We start from the raw sequence: 23106 nt of genomic DNA, 5'->3' as shown, positions 1-23106 counted from the left end.
AAATAAAAATGGAGCAAATCCTTACCTATTTTCCTAACTTATCAGAACTACAAATCAACCAATTTCAAGCATTAAAAGCTTTGTATGAAGATTGGAATTCCAAAATCAATGTCATTTCTAGAAAAGATATTGATGAATTATATGAAAAACATATTTTACATTCCATGGCAATAGCTAAAATTCAAGAGTTCAAACCCGGCAGCACTGTTATGGATGTAGGAACAGGGGGTGGTTTTCCAGGAATACCTTTAGCTATTTTGTTTCCTGAAACCAATTTTTATTTAATTGATGTAATTGCTAAAAAAATAAAGGTCGTAAATGCGATTGCAGAGGATATTGGGCTAAAAAATTTAAAAGCAGAACAAAAAAGAGCCCATACTGTTAATGATAAATTTGATTTTATTGTAAGTCGTGCTGTGACAAATATGCCCGATTTTGTAGAATGGGTAAAAGGAAAAACCAAAAAAAACAACCGTCATCCCGAAAGAGCTAATGGTATCTTATATTTGAAAGGAGGCGATTTGAGTGAAGAACTACAAGATTTTCCAGAATCGATTCAATATAACATAGCGGATTTTTTTCGGAAGATTTTTTTGAAACAAAAAAAGTGGTGTATTTACCAATGTAGTTTTTTAGATACAAAATGTTAGGAGACTGCTCTAAAAGATCGTAATCTTATCATTGCCTAAAAAAGTTCAAACTATCGTTAAAATAACAAACTAAACGTTTGGTTTGTCTGACTCTGTATCTATTTTTAGAGAGTTCAATCATTACAATTCTTTCTATTTGTCATAAGCCTTTACCTTAATTTAAAAGTCTAGTCTATTTTTTTTCTGGGCTTTTAAATTTTATTAGAGGCAAAAATCAAAGACTCGTTTATCCGAAGATTCTATCGGTAATCCCTTTCATTTTTTGATTATGTAATCCTATGATTGTAATGAAAATAGACCTAAGATAATCTTCTGTATTTTATACCAGACTATGCGTTGGCAATTTATTATAAATTCTTTTAGGTAATATATAAACAAAATCAATGTATTGATTAAAAAAAATAATAACGGAACAGCATCTAAAATGAAAAAAAAGCATATATTGTGACATAAATAAATTTAAACTAAAAAACATTATTTTAATTAGTAATAACCTTAGAGTCCTAGTTGAAGGGAAGCTGCTAAAAAATCTATGTGATGAAGAAAATATTGTTTTTATTGATGGCGTTATTGAGTACGAGTATTGGTCTTGCTCAACTAGATACTAAAATAGATCATAGATTTGTTGGTTGTTGGGAAGGAACAGAAGTCGAACAGTTGGAAAAAGGGATTAGTAAACAGTGGCGAACATGTCGTTTTGCTAATGGCAGTTGTGTGTTTTCTTTCGTTTTTATAGATGAAAAGGACAATGTTAATGAAACTAATAAAACAGGAACTTGGTGGGTAGAAAATGGTAGATTTTATGAAATTCTAAATACAGAAGGAAATGTAGATGAATATGAATATGAATTTGTGGGTGATAGCATAAGGTTTACAGGCACTAAGCTTACAGGATACAAGAATACTTATTATACTTTTATGGATCATAAAATAGAGAATTAACATAATCCTTTTTATTTCATTAGCTATAAGAGGTTATCATGAGGATTTGAAAACATTAAGAATAAAATCAAAACTCAAAAATTACTTGATTCTAACTTTAAACCCCGTTTTGAGGACAAAATCCTTAAAAACGGGGTTTATATTTAATGTAAATTATGCTTTAGAAATTTATTACAAATAAAGAAGAAATTTAAACCCAGATTCCGCATTAGACTTCGTTGTGAAACAAAATTTTTTAATAAATTCAAGTGCTCACGGAAAATTTTAGAAGAAGAAATAGTGAACTATTTTGATGATTAAAATTTGAGTACGTGCTTGAATTGGAAGAAAAATAAAGTGCAATAGATTTACTTCGTCTATTCGCTACGCTCGGGTCTAATGCGTAATTCTATCTAACTTAATTTAAGGAATTGATAAAGAAGTAGTTTCGATTCCGTATTTTTTAATCATTTTTTTAATTTGTATCGTTTTTTTATTCTTCATTTCTTGAATATATTCGTCTGTATTTATTGGTATATAATGTTGTTTTTTGACTATCATATTCCAAATTATAACTGCTATTTTTCTTGCTGTTGCTGTAATTGCAGCACCTCTTCCTTTTTTAAAAGAAATCCTTTTAAAGAACATAACGAGGTAACCTTCTTTTTTTCTTTCAATTGTATTTGCCGCATTTCTTAATGTCAATGCAAATTTATTTTTCCCTTTTGGAGTTCTGCTACTCAAAACCTTACCTCCACTAATTTTATTATTTGGAGCTAACCTGAGCCAATTCACAAATTGCTTGGAGGTCTTGAATTTATATATATCGGTGCCTATTTCGGCTAAAAAACTAGTAACGGTTCCTGAGCAAACTGATTCTATAGCAAAGAGATCTACTCCAAAAAGTTTTAAACTATATTTCTGTACATCAAATTTGGGTTGGTTTTTCCCTTTATTCTGTTTCTTTACCAATTCGATATCTTCTGATAAAACAATTTCTCTGGTTTGATTTTTCAGCACTTGATCAATACGAGTATCGGTATTTTTTATTTTATCTTGAATAAGTCTGTAAATATCATAACAATCGGAAAGCTCATGTAGGTATTCATTGTTTATTTTACCTTGTAAAGCGTCGGCTATTTCTTCTTTGCTTTTTTTAACTCGTTTGTCGCAATATTCAGCTAATTTTTCACCTGAAGTTTCACCTGATAGTATCATCTCAATTACTCTTATTCCAGAAACTCCTGTGATGTCACTTATCACAACGTCGAGTCTGAAGTTCATTAAACGTAATGCTTTTTGCATTTTGTTTACAAAGCCTGAACTTTGTTCAATCAAACTAGAACGATGTCTATGAAGTGTTCTTATCTGCAAAGTGGTTTCAGAGGGCAAAAAGAACCTCGTAATAGCCCTAAAGAATGAAGTTTCTGTATCCATTGTGCATCTTTCACATCTGTCTTTGCTTTGAGGTTTTTTGTTTGAGTCCCTTGAACCAAAAGAACTTCAAAACCATTTCCCTGCAAGATCATAAACAATGATTGCCAATAACTCCCTGTGGACTCCAAAGCAACACTACGAATCTTGTTCTCTTGAAGATAAGCTACCAAAGCGCATAATCCTGATTGATAAACATTAAATTCTCTGATTTGATTTTCATCCTGTCCTATGGCTACAAAATGAGAACGTGACCCAACATCAATTCCTGCAGCATTGGGATTTACAATTTGCATTTTTTCGAAACTTTTCATAAAATATCTTTTTATTAAAATGCGAGGAAATGTAATATCTTTGCTTAAATTATTCTATACGAGATAACATGGTGTTTCATCATTGATTGTCTCAAAGGGCTTCCAAATGGAAGCCTTTTTACATTTCAGCCAAAATCTGGGAGGGGATAAATTCACCATTTTATACATAGGCTTCGCTCGCAAGTGCAAGTTAGCTCTCATTTGTCAAAGAACAATACTTTCTTGAAATCTGGGTTAAATCTAAAAAGCGTACTTTTTTATTGCATTAGGGCTGTCTTAAAGGTTCATATTTTTATCGTTTATAAAATAGGAGCAAAATCACATACATTAAATAATGTAATTTCTCCCTTGGGTTCAAGTGACAAACTACGACTAGATTACGGCTTTTCTTCCCTATCTATAAAAAATGTTCATTTTTTGTTTTCCATCTCGCCCATGAAGTCTAATGCGGCATTCTATCTAACTTAGCTAAAATTATTCTATACGAGATAACATGGTGTTTGATCATTGATTGTCTCAAAGGGCTTTCAAATGGAAGCCTTTTTAGATTTCAGCCAAAATTTGGGAGGGATAAATTCACCATTTTTTGCATAGGCTTCGCTCGCAAGTGCAAGTTAGCTCTCATTTGTAAAAGAACAATACTTTCTTGAAATTGGGGTTAAATTTTTTTACGCATTCTTGCAACGGGTATATCTAACTGTTCTCGATATTTGGCTACTGTTCTTCTTGCAATAGGATATCCTCTTTCCTTTAAAATAACAGCTAATTGATCATCAGGAAGAGGTTTGTTTTTGTTTTCTTCTTTAATAACTTGTTGCAAAATTTTTTTGATTTCAATAGTCGATACTTCTTCTCCTTGATCATTCATCATGGCTTCACTAAAGAAATCTTTAAGTAATTTAGTTCCGTAAGGTGTATCTACATATTTACTATTAGCCACACGGGAAACGGTAGAAATATCTAAGCCAATCATATCCGCAATGTCTTTTAGGATCATGGGCTTTAATTTTGTTTCATCTCCTTCTAAAAAATATTCTTTTTGGAAGTGCATAATGGCATTCATGGTGACATATAAGGTTTCTTGACGTTGTTTGATAGCATCAATAAACCATTTAGCTGAATCTAATTTTTGTTTAATGAATTGAACAGCGTCACGTTGTGCATTTGATTTTTCTTTAGAGTCTTTATATGTCTTCATCATTTCTTGATAATCTTTAGAAACGTGAAGTTCTGGAGCATTTCTACCATTTATAGTTAACTCTAATTCATCATCGTTGATCCGAATCGTAAAATCAGGAACTATATGTTCTGTTATTTTAGTATTCCCCGTAAAAGCACCTCCCGGTTTTGGATTAAGTTTTTCAATTTCATCAATTGCTTTTTTTAAATGTTCTTTGGAGACGTTGTGTTTTTGGAGTAATTTTTCGTAGTGTTTTTTTGTAAACGAATCAAATTGCTCCTCAATTATTTTAATGGCTAATTCAACTGATTCTGTTGGGGTCTTATGTTTCAATTGGAGCAACAAGCATTCTTGTAAATCGCGAGCTCCTACACCTGAAGGCTCTAATTCATGAATAATAGAACAAAGGATTTTGTTAACACGTGTCTCATCCGTATAAATAGCTTGAGTAAATGCCATATCGTCTACGATATCAATGATACTTCTACGTAAGTACCCATCATCATCCATACTACCAATTAAAAATTCGGCTATATCATTTTCTTCGTCTGTTAAAACAAATGTATTGAGCTGATTAATTAAATCTTGATGAAAGCTAACGGGGGCAACAAAAGGGGCTTCATATTCCTCCTCATCATCACTATAGTTATTACTTTGTGTTTTATAGTCTGGTGTTTCGTCGTTGCTTAAATATTCATCTATATTGATATCATTGGCATCAATGCTTTCTGAATCATCAAAATCATCATATTCATCGGTATCAAATTCGTCTTTTTCAAACTTTTCTTCATCTTCTACGATTCCTCCTTCTAAAGCTGGATTTTCGTTCATTTCTTCCATCAAACGTTGTTCAAAAGCCTGAGTAGGCAATTGAATTAATTTCATCAACTGGATTTGTTGAGGAGAAAGTTTTTGAGATAATTTTAAGTTTAAATTTTGTTTTAACATTTTTAGTATTCGATTATTTGTTGATTTGGTTATTATATTAAGTTAATAACCAAATCAACGAATCTATTATTTATTAGAATTCAGCATTTTGTGGGGTTCTTGGAAAAGGAATCACGTCACGAATATTAGTCATACCTGTTACGAATAGCACTAAACGTTCAAAACCTAATCCAAAACCTGAGTGAACGGCAGAACCAAAACGGCGCGTATCTAAATACCACCATAGTTCTTCTTCATGGATACCTAATGTTTTCATTTTTTCAATTAAAACATCTAAACGTTCTTCTCTTTGTGAACCTCCTACGATTTCTCCTATTCACGGGAATAAGATATCCATTGCCCGTACTGTTTCTTTTCCGGGCTCTGTATTTTCGTTTAAGCGCATATAGAATGCTTTTATTTTTGCTGGATAATCAAAAAGTATTACAGGACATTTAAAATGTTTTTCAACTAAAAAACGTTCGTGTTCACTTTGTAAGTCGGCCCCCCATTCTTCTATTAAATATTGGAATTTTTTCTTTTTATTAGGGGTTGAATCTTTTAGGATATCAATTGCTTCTGTATATGAAACACGTTTGAAATTATTGTCCAAAACAAAACTTAATTTTTCCAATAAAGCCATTTCACTACGTTCCGCTAGAGGTTTTTGTTTTTCTTCGTCTAGCAAACGAGTTTCTAAGAATTTTAGGTCATCTGAACAATTCTCAACAGCATATTTAATCACATATTTGATAAAATCTTCTGCTAAATCCATGTTATCAGCTAGGTCATTGAAAGCTACTTCTGGTTCTATCATCCAAAATTCAGCTAAATGACGAGAAGTATTTGAGTTTTCTGCACGGAATGTAGGTCCAAAGGTGTAAATTTGACCTAATGCCATTGCGTATGCCTCTCCTTCTAACTGACCTGATACTGTTAAGTTTGTTTCTCTACCAAAGAAATCTTCTTTAAAGTTGATTGTTCCATCTTCATTTTTAGGCGTGTTTTCAAAAGGCAAAGCTGTTACACGGAACATTTCTCCTGCCCCTTCTGCATCAGAACCTGTAATGATAGGTGTATTTACGTAGTAAAATCCTTTTTGTTGAAAATATTGATGAACGGCAAATGATAAAGCTGATCGAACGCGCATAATAGCTCCAAAAGTATTCGTACGAATGCGTAAATGTGCATTTTCTCGTAAGAATTCTAATGAGTGTTTTTTGGGCTGCATTGGGAATTTTTCTGGATCACTATCGCCTAAAATTTCCAATTTAGTAACTTGAATTTCGTATTTTTGACCTGAACCACGGCTTTCTACCAATTCTCCAGTAACAGCTACTGATGTTCCAGTAGTAATTCTTTTTAAAGTTGCTTCAGCTGTATTTTCAAAATCAACGACACATTGGATATTATGAATAGTTGAACCATCATTTAAAGCAATGAACTGGTTGTTTCTAAAAGTTCTTACCCATCCTTTAGCAGTCACTTCATGTAATGTCTTCGTGCTGTTTAGTAAATCTTTAATTAAGGTGTGTTTCATTTTAAATATCTGATATTAAGTTTTAGAATTTATTAAAAAATTCTAATAACGCTTTTAACTATAATGTGCAAATATAGTGGATTTGAGTTAAAAGCGAAAGTTTGCTGTTATATGGAATACATTATATTTAGTAAAAAAACGCCTAAATGTGTTTTGTCTGTTTTTTATTATTTTTTTGGGTTGGTTTTCTGTAAATCAACGTCGTTTTGACTCAGATTATGTGATAGATTTTATGATGAAACAAATAGAGTAAAAAACACCGCAATTTTTTCTCGTAGATATGAATATTTTAAAAGTAGTCACTTAACGCATGTCCTAAAAGCTTGCAATCTTATCATTTCGACCATAAAAAGACCCAAAAGCTTTACTCGAATAGACGAAGCAAGTCACATGGCTCGAATAACATGTTTATTTTTTTAATCAAAGTCCTCTTTTTTATCTGTAATAAATTTCTAACGTGTAATCGGGTTTAATCCTTTTAAACAAAACCATATTGATCATAATCTAATTCTTTTATAATTTTTAGGTCGTTATGTATTGTGTTTAGAATAGACCATTTATTTTCCGTTGTTTATTACAATTATTCATTTTTAAGGTTGCAATTAATACTGTTTTAGAATGATTAACTATTTTTTTCTGCGGCATCTACTTCCTCATCACTAATTTCTAATATGTCGATGATAGGTTTTGGCAATTCTTGTTTGTTAGCTAATGTTTTGTTTAATGAAAGGACTAATGAAGGGAGTAAAACTAAATTAGATAGCATACCAAAACTTAAAGTCAAAGCTACGAGTCCTCCAAGAGCTACAGTTCCTCCAAAGCTAGACAGCATGAATACGGAAAATCCAAAGAAAAGTACTATAGAAGTATAAAACATACTAATTCCTGCATCGTCAAATGTAGCAAATACTGATTTTTTAATTTTCCAATCGTTACGAGAAAGTTCTAAACGGTACTGTGCTAAAAAACGTAGTGTATCGTCAACTGACATTCCGAAGGCAATTCCAAAAACTAAAATGGTAGAGGGCTTTAATGGAATCCCTAAAAACCCCATTAATCCTGCGGTCATTAGTAATGGTAGTAAATTAGGAATAATAGATACTAATACCATTTTAAATGAACGAAACATTAGGGCTACTAATGCAGCTGTCAGGGCAAATGCCATTAATAAAGAAGAAAGTAGGTTGTCTAATAAATATTGAGTTCCTTTTTGAAATACAGATGGTTTGCCTGTAATGATAACTTCATAACGAGGAGATGGAAATAATTTATCAATTTTGGCACGTAATTGGGTTTCAATTGCTTGCATTTTTTCTCCATTTTCATCTTTTATGAAAGTAGTTATACGGGCGTATTGTCCTGTTGAATCTACATAACTTTTCATTATATTTTCTTTCGCATTTTTAGTTGCATTTTTGCATAAGAAAGGATAAAGGCTTGCTCTTGAGTTGTTGGTAATTCGTAAAAATTAGGATTTCCGTTATAGTAAGCTTGTTTCGAATATTTTATTAAATTAACAATAGAAAGAGGTTTTGATAATTCAGGAATTTCAAGAATTGTTTCTTCAAGTTCTTCCATACGTTTAAGCATGGAAAGTTTCATAATGCCTTTTTTACGCTTAGTATCTATCATAATTTCTAAAGGCATCACCCCATCAAATTCTTTTTCAAAGAAGCGAATATCATCAAAAAAAGCAGTTTTTTTAGGCATGTCTTCTATTATGGAGCCTGATATTTTGATTTTATGAATTCCAATCATCCCAATGATTAACAAGCAAAGCGAAACGGTGTATACTCCTACTTTATTATGTTTTACGGTATTAATAATCCATTTAAAGAAGGAGGTTAAGTACTCTCTTTCCGGTGTCCTAAATGTCTTGAAATGGGAGCAGGAATATAGCTAAAAAATACGGGTATAATAAGTATACATAGTATGTAAATAGCCAATATATTAATAGAAGTAATAACGCCAAATTCTACCAATAATGAATTGTTTGTCGCAATAAAGGTGGCAAAACCAAAGGCGGTTGTTAAATTTGTCATCAAGGTTGCAGTACCTGTTTTTGTTATGACGCGTTGTAATGCTTTTGTTTTGTTTTTGTGTTTGTAATATTCTTGATGGTATTTATTTATTAAAAAAATACAATTGGGTATACCAATAACAATTACAAGTGTGGGAACTAGAGCTGTTAAAACGGTTATTTCGTAGTTTAGTAAACCTAATAATCCAAAGGACCACATAACGCCAATTATCACTATTAAAAGTGAAATGGCAGTAGCGCGAAAAGAACGAAAAAAGAAAAAGAAGATAAGTCCTGTAACTAATAAGGCAGCTCCTATAAAAAGACCAATTTCATCAATAATGGTTTTAGCGTTTAGTGTACGTATGTAAGGCATACCTGATTTATGAAGTGTAATGCCTGTTGTTTTTTCGAATTTTTCTAGTTCAGGGATGAGCTTTTGAAGAACGTAGTCTTTTCGTTTTTTGGTGTTAACAATTTTCTTATCTATATAAATAGCAGAACGAATAGCTCCTGATTTTTTGTTGTATAACAAACCCTCATAGAAAGGAAGGCTATCGAATAATTGTTTTTTAATATTTGTTAAATAACTCTGCTTATTGGTTTGACTGGGATCAATAAGATTTTTTAATTTAAAAGTATGCTTTGCATCATCTTTTATAAGTGTTTTTAGATTGTCTGGAGAAATAATTAAATCTACCTCTGAATGTTTTTGAATGTTATTGATCATATTACTCCAAGCTTTAAAGATCTTGGGAGTAAATAGTTTAGTATCTTTTGTAGCAATAACTATAAGATTACCTTCTTCTCCAAACGTCTTTAAAAAATGTGTATAATCAATATTTATCTTATCATTTTGTGGTATTAAATTAGCTTCTGTTTGAGTAAAGCGTATGTATTTCCACTGAAAAGCTAATCCTATTGTTAATGCAATAACAATCGAAAGAACGATCATTTTGTTACGTAAAATAAGTCGGGCAATTAATTCCCAAAAACCGAGGCTTAATAATTTTTTCATATTCTATAAAAGCGATTACAAATTTAGAAAAACCAATTCTATTTTTTTAGTCAATTTGTCTAACTTTTATGGATCAAATTTTGTAGCATTATTTTTTAATTAAATATTATAATTATTATTTTATTTGAATACATATTTTAGCATATTTGTAAGGATTATGTATTTATAAAAAATGAAAAAACTTAAAAACGCTATTTTTTATTTTACCGTTACGGGAGTGTTTACTGCTTTGATGTATTGGATTGTACAACAAGGGAAAAATTTGGAAATAGGACGGAAAGTTATAGCTCCTAATTCGGGTCATACACTATGGGGGCAATTTTTAGAATCACTTATTCATAATGTAAAACATCCTTTAGCTATTTTATTGGCACAAATTATAACAATAGTTATCGTAGCTCGTTTTTTTGGTTGGATTTTTAGAAAAATAGGCCAACCATCTGTAATAGGTGAAATTATTGCAGGGATATTTTTAGGTCCTTCTGTCGTAGGAATGTATTTTCCAGAATTTACAGCCCTAATTTTTCCTGCGGAATCTTTAGGAAACCTACAATTTTTAAGTCAAATAGGTTTAATCCTTTTTATGTTTGTGATAGGGATGGAATTAGACTTGAAGGTTTTAAAAAACAAAGCTAATGATGCTGTAGTAATAAGTCATGCCAGTATCATTATTCCTTTTGCATTAGGAATGGTATTAGCCTATTTCGTTTATCACAAATTTGCACCACAAGGAGTAGAGTTTTTGTCTTTTGCTTTGTTTTTAGGTATTGCTATGAGTATTACGGCATTTCCTGTTTTGGCACGTATAGTACAAGAAAGAGGCTTGCATAAGACAAAATTAGGTACAATTGTAATTACTTGTGCAGCAGCTGATGATATAACAGCTTGGTGTTTATTAGCTGCGGTTATTGCTATCGTAAAAGCGGGTACTTTTGCTAGTTCATTGTACATAATTGCATTAGCTGCTGTTTATGTTTTGATTATGTTATTTCTAGTTAAACCATTTTTAAAGCGAGTGGGAGATTTATATTCAAAAAGCGAAAGTTTGAGTAAACCTGTAGTAGCCATTTTCTTTTTAACCTTAATTATCTCTTCATATTGTACTGAAATAATAGGAATTCATGCTTTATTTGGCGCTTTTATGACAGGTGCTATTATGCCAGATATTGCTAAGTTTAGGCATATTTTTATTGATAAGGTTGAAGATGTATCTTTAATATTATTACTTCCTTTATTTTTTGTATTTACAGGATTAAGAACACAAATAGGTCTTATTAATGAACCCTATTTATGGAAAATAACGGGTTTTATTATTTTGGTTGCTGTAACCGGTAAATTTATTGGAGGTGCCCTAACTTCTAAATTTGTCGGACAAACATGGAAAGATAGTTTGGTAATAGGTGCTCTTATGAATACGCGCGGTCTAATGGAATTAGTCGTACTAAATATAGGATATGATTTAGGAGTACTTACTTCCGAAATTTTTACGATGATGGTTATTATGGCTTTAGTAACCACCTTCATGACAGGACCTGCTTTAGATTTAATTAATTTTATTTTTAGAACAAAAGATAAAATTCTTCCGGAAATAATAGAAGGAGGATATAAATTCAAAATATTAATTTCTTTTGGAAATCATGAAAAAGGAAAATCATTATTAAAAGTAGCAAATGCTTTAACTAAAAAACAAAAGGAAAGTTCTGTTATTACTGCTATGCACCTTTCTGTAAGTGATGAAATGCACGGATATAATACGGAAGAATATGAAAAAGAATCGTTTGTTCCTATTTTAGAAGAATCTAAAAATTTAAGCCAAGAAATATCTACTATTTTTAAGGCAACTGTGGATATAGAAACGGATATTGCTGAAGTAGCAGGAAAAGGAGATTATGATTTATTGCTAGTTGGTCTAGGAAAATCGATTTTTGAAGGTTCTCTTTTAGGAAAAGTAATAGGCTTTACCACTCGATTAATCAATCCAGATCGTTTATTAGACAAGTTAACCGGTAAAGAAGGTTTGTTTGCTAATTCTATATTTGATGAAAGGACAGAACAAATAATTTCTAAGAATAAAACACCTCTGGGAATATTAGCTGATAATGAATTACAATCTTTAGATAAAATTTTTGTTCCTTTCTTTTGTTCAGAAGATGCTTTTTTGGTAGACTATATCCAAAAGTTTGTTTATAATAATAACTCTAAGGTAAATGTAGTAGATGTAAAATATCAACTAGAAAATAATTATTTAATAAAAAACGCAATTGAGTCATTAGACAGAGAATTTCCAGATAATATTTCAATAGTTAAAGAGGATCAAGTTCAAAAAGCCTTTTTAGTGAAACAAGATTTGATGTTAATCAGTCTTGAAAGTTGGAAAAAATTAGTTGCATCTAACAATTTATGGTTAAGCAATTTACCATCGGTATTAATTATCAAACCCTAAATCAATTAGCAAACTTAGTTTTATAGCTAAATTATCTTTAAAAGTAGGTAACTGATTAGGCCCAAATCTGTAAAAGCTGGATATTCCTAAACCATTATAGATTTGGGTTATTTCTATACCTGATTCCCAATACCCTTTTTCGAGTGTTTTGAATACAATTTCTTTATGATTATTCTTTGAATTAAGATTTCCTATTCCATATCTTAAAACAGTATTAAAAACAGGTTTTATTTGCCTGCTGATTTCCCATTTTGGAAACTCATATTGAATATGACTATAAAACTGTTTATTTGAAAAAAATTCGTTAAAAAACATTGTTTCAAAACTATCGCTACCGGCAAAATTAATTCGCTCTATTATTTTTTCTTTTTGCAAATTGTTAGGAGAATGATTATATAAATGCGTGATAGGAACTCTACCGTTTATATAACCCATTTCTAATTGAAAATCAATTTTATGATTATTGAACACTCTCTTTTGATATTCAAATCGAAAATCATATCGCGTATATCGAAATAATTCATTCATTGAATTAGGGAGTGTTTTGGAAAATTGAAAGGTAAACGTAGGATATTCCTTTTTATACTCAATTCTACCACTAGGAGTTTGCATGTATTGACTAAAAGGATTCCATTGCAAGGAAAAGGTAAACGCATCCAAATAAAATTCTTTATAAGCCTTACCATCTAGCTCGTAATGATACTTAAATAAAGGGATAATATTACTTTTTGTTATTTGAAGAATAGATTCTGTTTTAGGAATTATTTTATTTTCTATAAAAGCTCTAAAAGTACGATGATTGTAAAAGGTAGTTAGGTTAAAAGGACGTGAATCGTAAATTTTAAATATTTTTTTGTCTATTTCAAGATACTCATTAGCTATTTCTGCTACATCATCTTGGTAACCCAAACCAATCCATGATTCAGAAGTACGACCTAGTAAGAAAGCTACTGAAGCCCCTTTCTTAAAATCATAATCTTTAGTTCCGTAGCCAAAATAAGCCTCTGTTTTAAGAAATTTAGAAAAATGATCGTTGGTAATGCCTCCTGCTCCTAAACGTATTCCTTCGTGATTATTATATTTAAAAAGATATCGTAAATCCAGATCAAAGAAACCTATAGGATAGTATCCTTTAATAATTTTACGCCCAATTTTGAGTTTATGCTCATATTTTCGAGTTTCTATTAAGCTATCTAAAGAAAGATAGGTAGGCAAACTTCGTTTATCAATAGAGTCTTTAAATGATTCAAACCAAATAGCTTCTTTTCGTTTGCTGGCGTTATCTGATAATGCTATAGGAAAATATTTTTTATCAATTAGAAAATCCCCTAAAGTTAATTCTGAATATTGAGTCGTAACGATTATTTCGATAAAATCGGTCGCGTATTTTTTTCTTGTGGGATTGTATTTTTTTCTGAGTTTTCAAAAGTAATATACTCACCCAGAATTTTTACAGGATGCTTACTGTTTCCTTTTTTAAAATTAATTGAGTATGCAAAGGAAACCAATTCTTTGCTATTTTGTTGTAGGTATAATGATGAATAGAATGACATTCAATTTTTCCTAATGTATAATAGTCCGCTTTAGCAATATTAAAATTTTCAGAATCTATATAAAGTTTACCCTGTATTAAGTTTAAATCGTTTTGTTTTTTTGGACTAAATGTTATTTCAATCAGTTTGCGATTTTGTTCGGAGGTATAACGAGTGATAGTATAAACATATTTTTTTAAACCCTTTTCTGAAATAGGATTTATATACTCTTTTTCGGCAATTTCTAATTTGGAATGATGTAAATTAAAGGGCTGTAATTGTAGTGTAAAATATTCAGCTATTGGTTCTTTAAAACCAGCCATGCGCGTCGCAATTATTTCTTCCTTTATGTTGTGATCTTTTTTTGTGATTACTGAAATTTTTTCGGCTTGATACAAATGTTGCTTGGAAATTATTTTTTTGAATCGGTAATCTGATGAATCAATTTCTTTAATGATTTTATTCCCTCTTTTAAATTTATAAAGAGTATCTATATAACCATAAGAACTTTTAGGATTAGCTGTAATGATTAGGTTGTTATAACTTGTTAATTTGTAATTAGATGCTTGGTTTATCTCTTTATAAAGTAACACTTTTTTGATATAAAAATCAGCCGTTTCCTGACTATATAAATAGATAGGAAATAAAAAAATACAAATTATCAAGTAGTTGTATTTAAACATTGGGGCTTTTTACTCAAAATTACAAAAAAGGTATTTAATTTTATAAAAAGGTATTAACAAGATTCATTGTATTGCTACAAGAAAACACCAAAATAAAAGTTAAACTTTTATTTTTAATAGTAATGCTATTAATTTTATTTCTATATTTGTTATAAACATGAAATATGAAAGATATTTTTTCTAATTTAAAAATAGCGGTTAACAACAAATTATACGTTAAGGATCCTGAGACTTCAGAATTAGGAAGAAAAATTATCAAACATAGTATTCTTCTTATTGATGAGATAGGTTTTGAACTATTTACATTTAAAAAGCTGGGTGAACGTATTCAATCTAATGAGAGCTCTATTTATCGTTATTTCGAAAACAAACATAAGTTAATGTTATATTTATCTTCTTGGTATTGGAGTTGGATGGAATATCATATTGTTTTTAGTACAGCCAATATTGTAGATGCAATAGAAAAGTTAGAAAAAGCAATTCAAATAGTTTCTCAAGATACAAAGGATGACACTAATACACCGCACATAAATGAAGCTATCTTAAATAGAATTATAGTTTCTGAGTTTACTAAAACCTTTTTAACAAAAGAAGTGGATGAAGAAAATAGATCAGGTTATTTTTTAGTGTATAAGAGAGTAATCAATAGGATTGTTGCTATTATTAATGAAATAAATCCATCTTATAAATACGCAAAAAGTTTATCTTCTACTATAGTAGAAGGAGCATTACATCAACAATTTATAAAGCAACATTTTAAAACTATTACTAACTTTAATGAAAAAGACGAAGTCTCTGATTTTTTTATTGATTTAGCAAAAAAAACTATATTATGACGCCATTTGAACGATTTAAAAAACTTATTTCTTTAGATAAAAGGGATATTTCTCAAATTTTTTTATACGCTATTTTTGCAGGAATAATAAGTCTTTCATTGCCCTTAGGTATACAATCTATTATTAACTTTATACAAGCAGGACAAGTAAGTACTTCTTGGATTGTTTTAGTTTTTATAGTTATAGTAGGAGTTGCTTTAGGAGGTACTATGAAAATAATGCAATTTCGAATAACCGAAAATTTACAACAAAAAATATTTGTTCGTGCTTCTTTTGAATTTGCTTACCGATTTCCAAGAATAAAAACAAGCGAATTTCGTGATGAATATCCTCCTGAATTAGCCAATCGTTTCTTTGATACCTTAAGTATTCAAAAAGGCGTTTCAAAATTATTATTAGATATTTCAACGGCATTATTACAAATTTTATTTGGCATTGTTTTGTTATCCTTATATCATTCTTTTTTTATTTTTTTCGGAATCCTATTAACCGTTTTGTTGTATTTAATTTATCAAATGAATTTCAAAGCGGGATTAGCAACCAGTTTAAAAGAATCTAAATACAAATATAAAGTAGCGCATTGGTTACAAGAAATAGCTCGTAATCATATTAGTTTTAAAAATCAAAATTTATTTTTATTCTCTTTAGAAAAAAATGATAAATTGGTAAATGAATATCTAGAACAAAGGGAAAGTCATTTTAAAATACTCCGTAAACAATTTATCCAATTAGTAGCATTTAAAATTTTATTAACAGCTGGTTTATTAATAATTGGAGGTCTTTTAGTCCTAAATCAACAAATGAATATAGGACAGTTCGTAGCAGCTGAAATTGTTATTTTAAGTATTGTAACTGCCGTTGAAAAATTATTCTCAGGTTTAGAATTATTTTATGATGTACTTACTTCATTAGAAAAACTAGGAACAGTTGTAGATAAAGAAGTTGAAACACTCGTAATAGAAAAAGGACTGTATAAATTGGAAAGAAAAAGTCCTATAAGCATCGAAACAAAAGATTTAGCTTTAACCTATAAAGGATCCGACACTTCTGCTTTATCTCATATAAATATAAAAATAGAATCAAAAGATAGAATCTTAATTAAAGGAGATAATGGAGCAGGAAAGTCAACCCTTATCCGTTTACTAGCACGGTTAATAGAACCTACTTCAGGAACCATTTATCTTAATAACGTCAATTACAAGAAATATTCATTAGAAGAGTTTAGAGCTATCATAGGGGTCATCACCCTTAATGAAACGCCATTTGAAGGAACTATTCTTGAAAACATTACGGGTAATAATCCTACAATTACTATGGAACAAATAGCAAATGTTTTAGAAAGAGTAAAATTAACAGAAGTAATTAAAAATCTTCCCAACGGATTAGACACACAACTTTTTCCAGAAGGTAAGCAGATTAATTCATCAGTGACTCAAAAAATTGTTTTAGCACGCTGTATTATCCAACAACCTAAAATTTTATTTCTTGAAGAACCCGTAGACAAAACAGATGATAAATCCGCTAAAGAAATAATTGATTATCTAACTAGTAATGAACATGATTGGACACTAATTGTAATCAGTAAAGACCTATATTGGGAACAAAAATGCAATAAAACATTTACTATAGATAACGGTCATTTAGTCTAAATTATGCTTAATATAACACACAATAGAATAGAAAAATCAGTTGATTTAAACAAATATAAATCAACCAAAGTATTTGCTCAAAACGAACAATACAAAATCATAAAACGAATTTTTATAGGAACCGGATTTTTATTAATCCTATTCCTTTTTCTTCCTTGGACACAAAATATAAAAGGAGGAGGCTACGTAACAACCCTTAAGCCCAATCAACGGCCACAAGAAATTCAAACAACTATTGCAGGACGTATAGAAAAATGGTTCGTACAAGAAGGCGATTTTGTTAAAAAAGGCGATACAATTGTCTATATTTCAGAAATTAAAGAAGATTATTTTGATCCTAATTTAGTTCAAAATACGGGCAATCAGGTTAAAGCTAAAGAAAATGCCGCGGTATCTTATAGCCAAAAAGTAAAGGCTCTAGATGGACAGATGAATGCCATAGAAGCAGAAAAAAAATTAAAATACAAACAAGCCCAAAATAAACTAAAACAATCGTACTTAAAAGTTAAAAGTGACAGTATAGACCTAGAAGCTGTAAAAACCCAACTAAAAATCGCTCGTACCCAGTTTAACCGTTCAGTAAACTTAAATAAAGAAGGATTAAAACCTTTAACAGATGTAGAAGAAAAAAGAATAAAACTTCAAGATGTAGAAGCCAAAATAATAACGCAAGAAAATAAATACATTGCTGCTAAAAATGATGTATTAAATGCTCAAATGGAACTCAATCGTATTCAAGCAGAATATGCTGAAAAAACAGCTAAAGCAAGTAGTGACAGACAAACCGCCTTGAGTTCGAAGTATGATACAGAAGCACAGGTAAATAAATTAAAAAATCAATATGCAAATTATACCATTCGAAACGGACTATATTACATTACAGCACCACAAGATGGTTATGTAAATAGAGCTTTACAATCAGGTGTGGGAGAAACAATAAAAGAAGGAACCTCTATTGTCAGTATAATGCCTGCCAATTTTGAAATTGCAGTAGAAACCTACATAGACCCGATTGATTTTCCTTTAGTAAATAAAGGAGAAAAAGTTCGCGTATGGTTTGATGGATGGCCTACTATTGTGTTTAGCGGATGGCCTAATGCCTCTTATGGTACTTTTGGAGGTGTTATTGTAGCTAAAGAAAATTTTATTAGTGATAATGGCAAATATAGGGTTCTCATAGCACCTGATCCAAAAGATAAAGAATGGCCTACTTTATTGAGCATAGGAGCGGGAGTTAAAACATTAGCTTTGCTAAATGATGTCCCTATTTGGTTTGAAATTTGGAGAACTTTAAACGGTTTCCCTCCTAATTTTTATAAAGTAGAAAAGAAAAACAAAGAAGAAAAGAAAAAATAATGAAACAACTATTTTTAATACTTTTTTAATTCCGATACTAATGAATGCACAAAACAAAGAACTCACCTATACGGAGTTTTTAGGTTATGTAAAAAAATACCATCCATTAGTTAAACAAGCCAATTTAAACATATCCGAATCAGAAGCCTTATTAATGCAAGCACGTGGTGCTTTTGATCCAAAAATAGAAGTTGATTTTGATCAAAAGAATTTTAAAAACAAAAATTATTATGCCCTTCTTAGTAGCAGTTTTAAAATTCCAACTTGGTACGGAATAGAGCTAAAAGCAGCGTTTAATAATAGTGAAGGTCTTTTTGTAAATCCAGAAATGACAACACCTAATAAAGGCTTAACTTCTCTTGGTATTAATGTGCCCATTGGACAAGGTTTATTTATAAACCAACGAATGGTTGATATTCGTAAAGCCAAAATAGCCCTTACACTTAATACCGCTGAACGTGATTTACAAGCTTTAGAAATATTATATGAAGCATCCGTAAGTTATTTTAATTGGAAACGTATTTATAACGAAGTACAACTATATGAATCTTATCTAAAAAATGCTTCCATCCGTTTTAAAGGAGTTGAAAAACTCATAGAACAAGGCGATAAACCCGCTATAGACAGTATAGAAGCAGGAATAACAGTAAGAAACCGACAACTAAATCTAGAAGAGGCTAAATTAAAATTAACAAAAGCTAAACTAGAAGTCTCGAATTATATTTGGATGGAAGACAATATTCCATTAGAAATAGAAGATACTCTTTATCCTGAAATTGAATTAGAAAAAACAATACGGAATACTTTGTCAAAAATTCAATGGAATAATTGGACTATTGAAAACCATCCAAAAATAAAAGCATTAAATGCTAAAATAGATATGTTAATCATAGAACAACGTTTAAAAGCCAATGCTCTTTTACCTAAGTTAGATGTTAGTTACCATTATCTTTCAGAACCAGATTATTTTACAAAGTATCGCTTTCAAGATTATAAATTAGGCGTAAATCTTACAATGCCTTTATTTCTAAGAAAAGAAAGAGGAAGTTTAAAATTAGCTAAATTAAAAGTACAAGACATACAATTTAGTTTACAGTTTGAAAAACAACAAATAAAAAACAAAATAGAAGCATTAAATCAAGAGCGAATATCATTAGAAAAACAACTTCAAATTAACAAAAAATTGGTGTCTGATTTTGAAAAAATGCTATCAGCAGAAGAGCGTTTGTTTACCATAGGAGAAAGTTCTTTATTTCTTATTAATACCCGAGAAAACGCTTTAGTAAGTTCTAAACTTTCTGATATTGCCTTAGAAAATAGATTTTATAATCTATTGATTAGTGTTTATAAATCATGGGGTAACTATGTTTTATAAAAAAGTTGTGAACTAGGTTCTACACTTCAATTTTTGCTTTGTTTTATTAAAAAAACACAACCCCAAAATAAAGAGTGTTAAGGGTTCGGGGTACATTTAATTGAAAAGAACCTAGTCCAACTTATAATTTCTAATTTAAGCTGTAAATTTCATTTGTTGAATCCTAATAGCATTTAAAATAGCTAATAAAGCAACTCCAACATCTGCAAAAACAGCTTCCCACATGGTAGCCAAACCACCTGCTCCAAGTATTAAGACAACACTTTTTACAAAGAAAGCTAAACTAATATTTTGCCAAACAACTTTTTTAGTTTGTTTTCCAATTTCTATTGCCATAGGAATTTTACTAGGCATATCATCCTGAATAACAATATCAGCTGTTTCTATAGCAGCATCGCTTCCTAGACCTCCCATAGCAATTCCAATATTACTTATAGCAATTACTGGTGCATCATTTACACCATCACCTACAAAAGCCACGGTTTCATTTTGATCTATAATTTCTTTTACTTTATTTACCTTATCCTCAGGCAATAAATCACCAAATGATTTAGTAATTCCTAATTTAGAAGCTACAAATTTTACCACCGTATTCTTATCGCCACTTAACATAGTCGTTTTTACACCTAAAAATTTGAGTTTGTCAATTGTAATTTGTGCATCTTTTTTGATACTATCCGCTATTGTAAGATACCCTACAAAATGTTGATCATAAGCCACTGCAATCAAGGTATAAATAATATAATCAGGGTTTATATTATATGAAATATTAAATTTATCCATTAATTTAAAATTACCTACTAATAATTCTTTTCCATTTACAGATGCTTTTAATCCATGACCTGCTATTTCTTCTACATTTTGCAATACAATAGAAGGATTTATTTTACCAACATATTGCTGAATAGCGGAAGCCACAGGATGTGTACTTTGACTCTCAAGAGCGTTTACCATTTCTAAAATTTCATTTTTGTTGAAATTAGAATTAAAAGAAACTTCTTGAACCTTAAAAACACCTTCAGTCATAGTTCCTGTTTTATCCATTACTACATTTTGAATATTAGCAATACTGTCTAAAAAATTACTCCCTTTAAATAATATCCCATTTTTAGAAGCAGCTCCAATGCCTCCAAAATATCCTAGAGGAATGCTTATAACCAATGCACATGGACACGAAATCACTAAAAATACTAGGGCTCTGTACAACCAATCACTCAATACATAATTAGGAACAAAGCAAATCGGGATAATACAAATTAAAACAGCTAACAAAACCACAATAGGAGTATACAGTTTTGCAAATTTTCTGATAAACAACTCGGTTGGAGCCTTTTGTTGAGTCGCATTTTGCACTAATTCAAGTATTTTAGACAATTTACTATTTTTGTAATCAGTCGTTACTTTAACTTGTACAACTCTGTTTAGGTTTATCATACCTGCTAAAACTATTTCTCCTTTTGATTTTGTATCAGGTTTACTTTCTCCAGTTAGTGCAGCTGTATCAAAAGCTGCTTTTTCAGAAAGGAGCTCACCATCTAAACCTAATTTTTCTCCTGGTTTTAATTGCACTATATCCCCTATTTTGGCTTGAGAAGCTTTTATAATTCTTGAAATATTATTTTCAACAATGGTTACCTCATCGGGTCTCTGATCTAATAATAATTTAATATTAGTTTTAGCTCTGGTAACAGCTAAAGTTTGAAATACTTCTCCAACGGAATAAAAAAGCATAACGGCTACACCTTCTGGAAATTCATTTATGGCAAATGCACCTATAGTAGCAATAGACATTAATAAAAATTCGGAAAAAAATCACCTTTCCTACTGCTTATAAAAGCTTCTTTTAAAACGGGAAACCCAACAGGAAAATAGGCTATTACATACCAACTTATTTTTATCCAACCTGTAAACCATGATTGAGTAATATAATTTTCTAGGCAAATAGCACCTAATAATAAGATAAAGGATATTATAGGGGGAAAAAACATTTTAAAAGAACTAACGTTCGTATCATGATGATGACCATCGTGATCTGAATGTATTTCTTTCGTAGTACAACATTCCGCTTTTTTATCGGAATGTTGTGCTGCTTGTTCGTTTGTATTGTGACTATTTTGATATTTCATTTCAATAAATTTAATGTTCGTGTTGGCCTCCTCCTTTAGATTGTGATAATAAATAAAAAGCCCCTTTTGTGACAATTTTAGTATTGGAAGGAATAGACTCTATTAATTTTATTTCCGTATATCCTAAATCAGTTGTACCGGGAACAACTTCGAGTGCTTTAAAATGAATTTCATTTTCTTCTTCTTTTTCATTTTCATGTGCTTCTTTTGGATCTTCTTTATGAGAATCTTCTTGGATATAGATATAATATTTTTCTCCATTTCGAACTACAGCATCTTTAGGTAAAGCTAAAACGGTTTGATTGGTAACATTAATGTTAGCCGTAACATACATCCCTGTAATTAAGTCTTTGCTATAACTAGGGTTTATTTTAGCATGAACAGCTACCGTTTTACTTTCATTAGAAAAGGATTTGTTAATCCCAAAAATTTTCCCTTTGATCATTCGATTGGATTGATTTGTTAGGATAAAATCTACTTCTTGCCCTACTGCAATTTTATCTAAATCTTTTTCGTACACGTTAAGATCTAGGTGCATTTCACTATTATTTACTACCTCAAATAAAGCCAATCCTGTATCTGTAAATGCGCCTTTTGTAATATTTATTTTTCCTATATAACCACTAATAGGAGCTAAAATAGGAATTAATGAAGTACTCCCCTTTAAGCTTATATTTAAAGCTTGTAGTTTGTTTTTTGCAGCTTGTGCTTTGGCTTTTTCAATAGTTAATTTGGATTTTACTTCTTGAAAAGTTTTTTTAGGGTTTACGTCTTCATCACTTAAGGTTTTTTGACGATTATATTCTAATTGTAAATAATCAATATTAGCTACAGCCGTTTGATAATCCTCTTGAATTTTAGTTACTTCTAAGTTTTGAATGGTAGCTAAAACTTTTCCTTTTTCTACATACGTTCCTTCTAAAACATAAATGTCTTTTACTATACCATTTATCAGTGTGGAAACATTGGCTTTGTTTTGAGGTGGTACAGTTGTGTAACCACTTGCTTTTATGGCACTGTTTAAATTTTTGCTTTCTATTTTTCCTGTTTCAATACCAATAGTTTTGTATTGTGCTTTCGTTAAGGCTACCTCATTTTCGGA

The 23106-nt window shown here is 30.4% G+C and carries 12 protein-coding genes and 4 pseudogenes; 7 read left to right on the top strand and 9 right to left on the bottom strand.

Annotated features, from left to right (window positions below; translation table 11 throughout):
• Positions 1–8 precede the first annotated feature (8 nt).
• Together rsmG and JJC05_RS10920 are read left to right on the top strand one after the other, a co-directional pair.
• Positions 9–628 (top strand): annotated as a pseudogene (rsmG, locus tag JJC05_RS10925) (16S rRNA (guanine(527)-N(7))-methyltransferase RsmG).
• Positions 629–1187: 559 nt separating this feature from the next.
• Positions 1188–1592: a hypothetical protein gene (locus JJC05_RS10920; protein WP_123901372.1), complete on the top strand. Its 405-nt coding sequence runs from the start codon at positions 1188–1190 to the stop codon at positions 1590–1592.
• Positions 1593–1994: 402 nt separating this feature from the next.
• Here the strand turns inward: JJC05_RS10920 and JJC05_RS10915 are convergent, their stop codons facing one another.
• From JJC05_RS10915 to JJC05_RS10895, 5 genes and pseudogenes are all read right to left on the bottom strand, one after another.
• Complete coding sequence (locus JJC05_RS10915; RefSeq protein ID WP_235877378.1) at positions 1995–2876, bottom strand: transposase; 882 nt, start codon at positions 2874–2876, stop codon at positions 1995–1997.
• A gap of 59 nt (positions 2877–2935) precedes the next feature.
• Positions 2936–3319, bottom strand: a complete 384-nt coding sequence (locus tag JJC05_RS10910; protein WP_235877302.1) for an IS110 family transposase — start codon at positions 3317–3319, stop codon at positions 2936–2938.
• A gap of 658 nt (positions 3320–3977) precedes the next feature.
• Positions 3978–5447, bottom strand: coding sequence for an RNA polymerase factor sigma-54 (gene rpoN / locus JJC05_RS10905; protein WP_105195466.1), 1470 nt, complete (start codon positions 5445–5447; stop codon positions 3978–3980).
• Positions 5448–5520: 73 nt separating this feature from the next.
• Positions 5521–6966: pseudogene (gene asnS, locus JJC05_RS10900) on the bottom strand (asparagine--tRNA ligase).
• A 622-nt stretch (positions 6967–7588) separates the two neighbouring features.
• Positions 7589–10004: pseudogene (locus tag JJC05_RS10895) on the bottom strand (efflux RND transporter permease subunit).
• 172 nt (positions 10005–10176) lie between these two features.
• Here JJC05_RS10895 and JJC05_RS10890 point away from each other — a divergent pair.
• Complete coding sequence (locus JJC05_RS10890; RefSeq protein ID WP_088391437.1) at positions 10177–12447, top strand: cation:proton antiporter; 2271 nt, start codon at positions 10177–10179, stop codon at positions 12445–12447.
• Here JJC05_RS10890 and JJC05_RS17345 read toward each other — a convergent pair.
• Together JJC05_RS17345 and JJC05_RS17340 are read right to left on the bottom strand one after the other, a co-directional pair.
• Positions 12430–13662, bottom strand: a complete 1233-nt coding sequence (locus tag JJC05_RS17345; RefSeq protein ID WP_258928669.1) for a hypothetical protein — start codon at positions 13660–13662, stop codon at positions 12430–12432. The two genes, JJC05_RS10890 and JJC05_RS17345, sit on opposite strands and share 18 nt — an antisense overlap.
• A gap of 235 nt (positions 13663–13897) precedes the next feature.
• Positions 13898–14572 (bottom strand): DUF5686 family protein, encoded by a 675-nt coding sequence (locus JJC05_RS17340; RefSeq protein WP_258928666.1) that lies wholly within the window; start codon positions 14570–14572, stop codon positions 13898–13900.
• 254 nt (positions 14573–14826) lie between these two features.
• On the opposite strand from JJC05_RS17340, the gene JJC05_RS10880 reads away from it, so the two are divergent.
• From JJC05_RS10880 to JJC05_RS10865, 4 genes are read left to right on the top strand one after another with little or no spacing between them, the layout of a single operon-like run.
• Complete coding sequence (locus JJC05_RS10880; protein ID WP_105195463.1) at positions 14827–15498, top strand: TetR/AcrR family transcriptional regulator; 672 nt, start codon at positions 14827–14829, stop codon at positions 15496–15498.
• The gene (locus JJC05_RS10875; protein ID WP_105195462.1) at positions 15495–17147 is read left to right on the top strand and encodes a peptidase domain-containing ABC transporter; all 1653 of its coding nucleotides are present in this window, start codon (positions 15495–15497) and stop codon (positions 17145–17147) included. The genes JJC05_RS10880 and JJC05_RS10875 overlap by 4 nt, the downstream gene beginning before the upstream one ends.
• 3 nt (positions 17148–17150) lie before the next feature.
• Complete coding sequence (locus JJC05_RS10870) at positions 17151–18503, top strand: HlyD family secretion protein (RefSeq protein WP_105195461.1); 1353 nt, start codon at positions 17151–17153, stop codon at positions 18501–18503.
• A 40-nt stretch (positions 18504–18543) separates the two neighbouring features.
• Positions 18544–19878, top strand: coding sequence for a TolC family protein (locus tag JJC05_RS10865; RefSeq protein ID WP_235877377.1), 1335 nt, complete (start codon positions 18544–18546; stop codon positions 19876–19878).
• Positions 19879–20013: 135 nt separating this feature from the next.
• Here JJC05_RS10865 and JJC05_RS10860 read toward each other — a convergent pair.
• A pseudogene (locus JJC05_RS10860) lies at positions 20014–22004 on the bottom strand (heavy metal translocating P-type ATPase).
• A 10-nt stretch (positions 22005–22014) separates the two neighbouring features.
• Complete coding sequence (locus JJC05_RS10855; protein WP_258929705.1) at positions 22015–23016, bottom strand: efflux RND transporter periplasmic adaptor subunit; 1002 nt, start codon at positions 23014–23016, stop codon at positions 22015–22017.
• Positions 23017–23106: the final 90 nt, after the last annotated feature.

Origin of the sequence: Flavobacterium davisii (genome assembly GCF_019565505.1) — a bacterium.
Lineage (GTDB): Bacteria > Bacteroidota > Bacteroidia > Flavobacteriales > Flavobacteriaceae > Flavobacterium > Flavobacterium davisii.
The sequence above is the reverse complement of the archived record's forward strand: the minus strand, read 5'-3'. Positions and strand labels throughout refer to the sequence as shown.